Origin of the sequence: Flagellimonas hymeniacidonis, from assembly GCF_008040165.1 — a bacterium.
In the GTDB taxonomy this organism is placed as follows: domain Bacteria; phylum Bacteroidota; class Bacteroidia; order Flavobacteriales; family Flavobacteriaceae; genus Flagellimonas; species Flagellimonas hymeniacidonis.
Window position 1 is genome coordinate 373402 of sequence record NZ_VRUR01000001.1, and the last position, 6961, is coordinate 380362.

Here is a 6961-nt window from a genome sequence, read left to right on the forward strand (position 1 = left end):
TACTGCACCTATTAGCCTTTATAGACTAACATAAATATACTACTTTAGTCAGATGTACATTTATCCTTTATGTCTAAACTAAAGATTCTCCTCAAAAACTTAGGTCCGGGATTGTTATTTGCTAGCATGGCAATTGGAACCTCACATTTAGTTCTTTCAACAAAAGCTGGGGCACAATATGGATGGGTCATGGTCATTCCTATCATCCTTGCCAATATTTTGAAATATCCTTTTTTTGAATTTGGAATAAGATATACCGCTGTTACGGAAAAAAGTCTAGTACAAGGGTATCTGAATCTTGGGAAAAAGTACTTATGGATTTATGCTCTGGTGACCATAGTTTCCACCTTTACCATTCTAGCGGCTTTGTATGTTGTTACAGCGGGACTCTTTATGAATCTCTTTAAAGTATCCAACATCAGTGTAGAAATGGTCGCGCTCTGTCTTTTCATATTTATCAGCGCTATATTGATCATAGGTCGATATAAATTTCTTGAAAACTCTCTTAAGGCAGTTATCTCTATTCTGTTTGTTGCATTGCTTATCACTACTGTTTTGGTAATACAAAAAGGCGCAGTACCTGGTGCAGAAACCTATCAACGTCCAGAAATTTTTAACGAAGTAGGAATCCTATTCTTAATAGGTCTTATGGGATGGATGCCCACGGCCGTTGAAGCATCTGGATGGGTAAGCCTATGGAGCATGGAAAATTTAAAAACAATGAAGGAGAAGCCTACTTTAAAACTTGCACTTCAAGAATTTAATGTGGGCTACTTTTTAACTGCGCTTCTAGCTGTTTTCTTTTTAATTATTGGTTGGATGACTTTGTATGGTACCGGAACCGAACTAAGTGGTAGTGCCGTAGTTTTTGCCGATCAAGTAGTAAGTCTGTTCACCGTTCATATTGGAAACTGGGCATATATTCTTATTGCAGTGGCTGCTTTTGCCACCATGTTCAGTACTTGTATGACTGCACATGATGCAGTTTCCAGAGTAAGTTTAGATGTGTTGGAAAAACTTTTTCCACAAGTGCAAGCTTTTAGAAGCAAGCATGCTTTTGCAATCGCTGTTCTGCTTATGGCCTCAATAAATTGGGTGGTAATTACGGGGTTTGGTGGTAATATGGCCAACCTTGTGGCACTTGCTACTTTTGTCTCCTTTGTAATGGCTCCATTGATTGGCTGGATGAACTTGAAAACGGTATTGAGCAAGGATGTAGCCCAGGAATTTAGACCAAAAAAAGGATTACAGTTTCTTACCTATTTGGGAATGGTGTTCTTATCGCTTTTTGCATTGTATTATTGCTGGATACTAATATTCTAGTTAAAAAGAACATTATCATTGAGCACTACAATCAGGGATCTTTGATTTTGCTGATGCAGCATCTCCAAACAGAAAACCCCATTGGTACAATTGTTCAAGATTTTGTCCTCTCCATAACCAATCGTGTATAAAATATTGGAGGATGGAACACCTTGTTGAACCAAATATTTCTTAATAACATCGGAACGGCCTTGTGTTAACCTAAAATTCGTACTACTCCCGCCTCTACTATCCGTATAGGTCTCGATTCTTAACTGAGCTGAGGGAAAGTCATTCACAAAGGCAACCACTTTATCCAATTCAGCTTTAATTTCTGGTGTTAATTGGGTAAGGCCCCTACCAAAAAAGAATTTTTTCAACTTTACCACAGTTTGCCCTTCCTTTTCTTCCACCACTTCATCATAGGCCGAAATTCTAATTTGATGATTTTCATTTTCCATGGCTTCCAGGTCACTCTCTACAAACCGTTTATTATAAAAAGAATATCGATTTTTTGAAGATTCTATGACCAATTCTTTTTCCCAAGGAATTTCCAATCTATAATTACCCTCTTCATCAGAGTACGTCTCTGCGAGTATTGTGCCGTCAACATCCCTTAATCTAATCTCTGCATTTGGAACAAAATCATTTCTCCTATCCGATTTTACCACTTTACCCTTAAGGGTAAAGGTTTTAAGCCCTGGCTTCTTATCTACCTTGAAACCATAGATGTCATCCTTGCCTTTTCCTCCTGCTCTATTGGAAGAAAAATAGCCTAATAATCCATCTCCCTCGTTCCGCATTATCAATCCAAAATCATCCTCTGGGGAATTGATTCCTTTTCCTAAATTAATAGGGATACTGAACGAATCTCCTTCAATATTCGATTTATATACATCCATTCCACCCAATCCGTAAAATACATCTGAGGAAAAATAGAAGCTGTCCTCAAAAATGAAAGAAGCAATTTCATTCCCTGCAGAGTTTATTCTTGGTCCCAAATTGATTGGCGCTGACATAATCTGGCCCTGGTTGGTATAAACAAAATAAATATCTGTACCTCCAAAACCATCCTCAAAATTGGCCGAAAAATACAGTTTCCCACTTTTTTCATCATAAAAAGGATAGTAAAATGATGTGCTCAAATCTTTGAGCAACAAACGAAACGGACCGTCTTTGGATTGCATTCCTATGGCCAATGCGTTTTTACCATTTTCATCAAAAGATAGCTCCCCATTTTCTGTGTTGGACAATACGTAAAATATACTTTCCAATCCTTTTGAGTAATAAGGTGTTGCTTTATGGAAATCTGAATTTGGTAGATCCGAAAAAGGCTGAGGGTTGCTTACTTGACCAGTAGGCTGCAAGGCTGCTCCATAAATATTTAGATAACCTTCGCCTGAGGGCACATACCTTTTCTTTTTATCAAAAGTCCTTCCGCTCGAGAATAAAAGCTGGTGGTCGTAAAATGACGGTGAAAAATCTGACTGTGGGCTGTTCCCATCTAAATTGAAAATTTGAAAATCCAAACCATCCCCGGCAGCATTGCTGCTCAATAACTGCGTATTAAATTCAAAATTCTCTAAAAACTCCTTTTGAAACCTTGAAGACATGCTATGCAAAAATGCCTCCATTCGCTCTTTTTTGGCGGTTTTGGATAAACTCTCCAACATCTTATTAAGGCGATGATTACTTAGCGAGCTGTCCTTATTATATACTGAAAGATAGATTTCTGAAGCTTTTTCAAAATTATTTGTGTGATAATACGCATCGGCTAAATTCTCAAATTGTTGTCGAGATATGGTCCCTTTCGTCAAATCCAGTTCATAAGCATTTATCGCCTTCTGATAGTCGTACTGAAAAAAGTAGTTATCCCCCTTTGATTTGTTATTTTGGGCAAAGCAAATGACCATACCTAGAAAGGAAATCAATAGTGCAGTGCTTATTTTTTTTGTCTTTAACATCTTAGAAGAATCTTGGGGAATCAATCTGTTTTGGTTTTCCTTTTTGGTCTTTGTTTTTCTTTTTTCCTTTTGAATTTCTGTTGGAACCTTCTCTTCCAATATAGAATTTTAATATGGCCTCGTGGGAACCTCCACTAAATTCGCCAAGTCCATTTGTATTATAATCATAAGAATACCCTAAGAACAATCCGTTGGAAACTTGGATTCCTGCCAAGCCGCTGACCGCATTGTCAAATCTATACGAGGCACCAATGGTAAGTGCATCAATAAACTGAAAATTTGCAGATAAATTTACATTTACCGGAGCACCTTCGAGGTAATTTACTAAAAAAGCAGGTTTAAACTTGGTCCTATCTGAAACTTGAAAAACATAACCTCCAATAATGTTGAACTGCATATTGTCTTCCACTACTGTGGCCACTTCATCATTATACAATCCATTGGTCAGAAAATTGGGTACCGACAATCCCATATACCAATCTTCCTCATAAAGGAACAGTCCAGCACCTACTGTTGGATAAAAATCACTTAGGTTTTCACCTATTATGGTTGGATCAGAGGGATCCACAAAGGTACCCTCAGAATAATCCAGATTTAAAAAAGAGCCTCCAGCACTTAAACCGAAGGATAGTTTGGTAATATCAGATACATTGATTTGATAAGAATAAGACAGGGTTGCAAATGTCTGTTTTGAAGGTCCTAACTCATCCAATACCACATTTAAACCAAGTCCTGTTTTTTCATTGGCGAAAGGCACATTTACCCCAAAGCGCATGGTTGTTGGCGCCCCTGGAATATCAACCCACTGAGCCCTATATAATCCAGCTAATTCCGGAGTTTCAACGGTACCAACGTATGCAGGATTAAAACTACCTATATTATACATATACTGCGTATACTGAGGTTCTTTTTGCGCATAAGTAAGTCCTATAACACTCGTAAACAGTACCACAAAACTTCTAAATAATCCTAAACCAATTTTGTTCGGCATCTTCAATTTATCTTATAATTTGAATCCAACCTTTTACTATTTCGGTGCCATCTCCTCTAAGGTCCAATATATAAAAGTATGTTCCCTTTGGCACATCTCCACTACTTCCTGTACCATCCCAAGAACTATCATAGCGTTCCATTTCAAATACGCTGTTTCCATACCTATCGAACACCTCCAATTTGTTATTTGCATATGTTCCAGCGGCATCGTCGATGAATATTAATCTATCATTAATACCATCCCCATTGGGTGAAAAAATATTGCACAAAGTCCCTGGGGTCTGACAAGGGGTTTGATTTGCCTGCACAGAGACGGTTGCCGTATTGTTGGATTCATCATTATCCAATGGCAGGGATGACACTATTGTTGCCGTATTTTGTAATTGCCCTGAAGTTAAAACCGTTACGGTAATTTCCAATGTAACAACCTCTTCGGCTGTTAACGCTGCTATAGACCATATTCCTGTTGTTTGATCGTACAATCCGTTTGATGCCGTATGGGATACATATTCAAACCCAGAGTCTGCTGCAATTAAGTCATTGACCACTATATCTAAAACCCTTTCCATGGTTGTGTTTTCCAAGGTTATGGTAAAGGTTACATTACTTTGCAACAAAGGTGTCTCGTTATCCACTTCTTTAGAAATGGCCAAATCAATAGGGTCTGGATTACATGCCAAGGTTAAAAAAGGATCGCAAGGATCAAGTGGATCTGTTGCAGCATCTGGAATAGCAGTGGTATTTGGGTCATCAACAATTAAAACCTCTTCTCCATCCGTTAAGCCATCACCATCTGTATCTGTGTTGTTAGGGTCCGTGCCTAAACCAATTTCCTCTCCGTCTGTTAGTCCATCCCCATCTGTATCCACAACACAATCACTTACAGAAATTGTGACTTGCACAGCACTATTTACGCAAGGGGCTGCAGCTCCATTAGTGGTGTATTCAAAAACATAGTTGCCATTTGGCAAGCTTTCGAAATCGACATTATTTCCTGCAGCAATTGAAAGCGTTCCACCAGATGGGTCAGTGATAACAGCCCATGTTCCGACATCTTCACCGGTTAGGGTATCATCTAAATCCACTATCGTTGGACCTCCATTACCTGCAACATTACATGCTACCGTGTTGCTAGGGGTACCTGCAAAAGGTGTAGCATTAACTGTTGCTATCACCTCTGTTCTTGCTGAAATACATCCATTGGCTTCAGTTTCCACAAAAAATGAAGTAGTTTCTGAAATCAATGGAGTATCAAAAGATGCTCCAGTTCCTAGTACCGTGCCACCTGAAGCACTATCATACCAACTTAAAAAACTGCCATCACTAACCGATGCCGTTAAGGTTAATGTTCCTTCACCACAACGCGTGTCACCAGCAGTACTATCTATTATTGGGGTAAAATTACGAACCAGAGTAACCGTTAGGGTTGGACTCGCGCAATTGTTCGCAGCATCATAAAAGAAACCAAAATAAGCACCTGGTGCAGCAACAATATTACTTCGATGCGCAATCACTATAAGGGGGTCGGGGTTTGTGCTCCAAGTAAGCACACTTCCAGATGGCGCAGTGTTGGTTACATAATCATTTAAATTGGCCGCTACCACATCGCAAAATTCCGTAGATTGAGCTGCATCCAATGCTGGAGCTGTTGTTCCTGCATCACATGGGATGGAGCAATCAATTACTGAAACTTCCAGTTCTACTGTTTGATTTACACATGGAGCAGTAGCTCCGGAGGTTGTGTATGTAAAAGTATAATCTCCCTCTGGCTGTCCGTTAAAGTTAACAATATTACTAGCGTTAATGGTGATGGATGCGCCTCCAGGTGCAGTTGTTAAAGACCAACTACCTGCATCCGCTCCGCTTAATTGATCGTCTAAATCAACTACGCTATCTCCATCATTTGAATCACTACAAGCTGAAATATTTGTTGTTGTTCCTGCTGAAGGAGTAGAATTGACTATTAAATCAATCTCAATAGAGTTTGGACTTGCGCAATCATTTATAGCGTCGTAATAAAAACCATAATACATCCCTGCACTTGTAGCTGTGCTTGTCGGTAAATATAGAGAATCGTCACTCGTGTCTGAACTACCACTCCAACGTAAAACAGCTCCTGGAGGTGGGCTTCCAGTTGCATATACATCCAAATCTTGTGCAAAGCTCCCGTCATCGTTACAAAAGTCAGTATCCACATTGGGATCAACTCCTGGGGCTCCATTACCCGCAGCACAAGTATCATCATTGGTTATTTCAATGGAAGCGGTATCGCTTATATCAACTGTCAATGTGGTTGCTCCCAAACTACCCATTGAAACCATAATCGTTTCATTTGGTTCAATTACGGCATCAGCTGTTGGAGTTACTGAAAAACTTTCTATCTCGCCTGCAGTTCCTGCAAACGTAAGTGTTTGAATAAGGCCAGTATAGTCATTGTCTGCTATAGTTGCAGAACCATCTGCTGTAGAAACTTGTACAGTAAATCCACCAGCAACGGCATTATCCAAAGTAGCATTAACAGTTATTGCGCCGGCATCTTCAACCCCATTAGCATCAGCGATGGTAACAGCAGCTGTATCATCGCTCGTTATCGTGACATCGGCACTGTTCGGGGCACCAACCGTATAGCCCGTGCCCGCATCCAAGGTCACGGTGACCGTCTCGTCCGGCTCCACATCGGTATCGTCTATGGGGGTCAAAAG

4 protein-coding genes are annotated in these 6961 nt (G+C 39.8%); 1 reads left to right on the forward strand and 3 read right to left on the reverse strand.

The window, feature by feature from the left end:
- Positions 1-69: 69 nt before the first annotated feature.
- The gene (locus FVB32_RS01735; protein ID WP_147740867.1) at positions 70-1323 is read left to right on the forward strand and encodes an NRAMP family divalent metal transporter; all 1254 of its coding nucleotides are present in this window, start codon (positions 70-72) and stop codon (positions 1321-1323) included.
- On the opposite strand, the gene FVB32_RS01740 is transcribed toward FVB32_RS01735, so the two are convergent.
- The 3 genes from FVB32_RS01740 to FVB32_RS01750 all read right to left on the reverse strand — a co-directional run.
- The gene (locus FVB32_RS01740; RefSeq protein ID WP_147740868.1) at positions 1320-3266 is read right to left on the reverse strand and encodes an OmpA family protein; all 1947 of its coding nucleotides are present in this window, start codon (positions 3264-3266) and stop codon (positions 1320-1322) included. The genes FVB32_RS01735 and FVB32_RS01740 overlap by 4 nt on opposite strands.
- Position 3267: 1 nt before the next feature.
- Positions 3268-4257, reverse strand: coding sequence for a PorP/SprF family type IX secretion system membrane protein (locus FVB32_RS01745; protein WP_147740869.1), 990 nt, complete (start codon positions 4255-4257; stop codon positions 3268-3270).
- 7 nt (positions 4258-4264) lie between these two features.
- On the reverse strand, positions 4265-6961 hold a 2697-nt coding region (locus tag FVB32_RS01750), incomplete at its 5' end, for a T9SS type B sorting domain-containing protein (protein WP_187269474.1).

Excerpts from the sequence above, each read along its gene's own strand:
- FVB32_RS01735 (WP_147740867.1), top strand. The coding sequence starts at position 70 with ATGTCTAAACTAAAGATTCTCCTCAAAAACTTAGGTCCGGGATTGTTA.
- FVB32_RS01740 (WP_147740868.1), bottom strand. The coding sequence starts at position 3,266 with ATGTTAAAGACAAAAAAAATAAGCACTGCACTATTGATTTCCTTTCTA.
- FVB32_RS01745 (WP_147740869.1), bottom strand. The coding sequence starts at position 4,257 with ATGCCGAACAAAATTGGTTTAGGATTATTTAGAAGTTTTGTGGTACTG.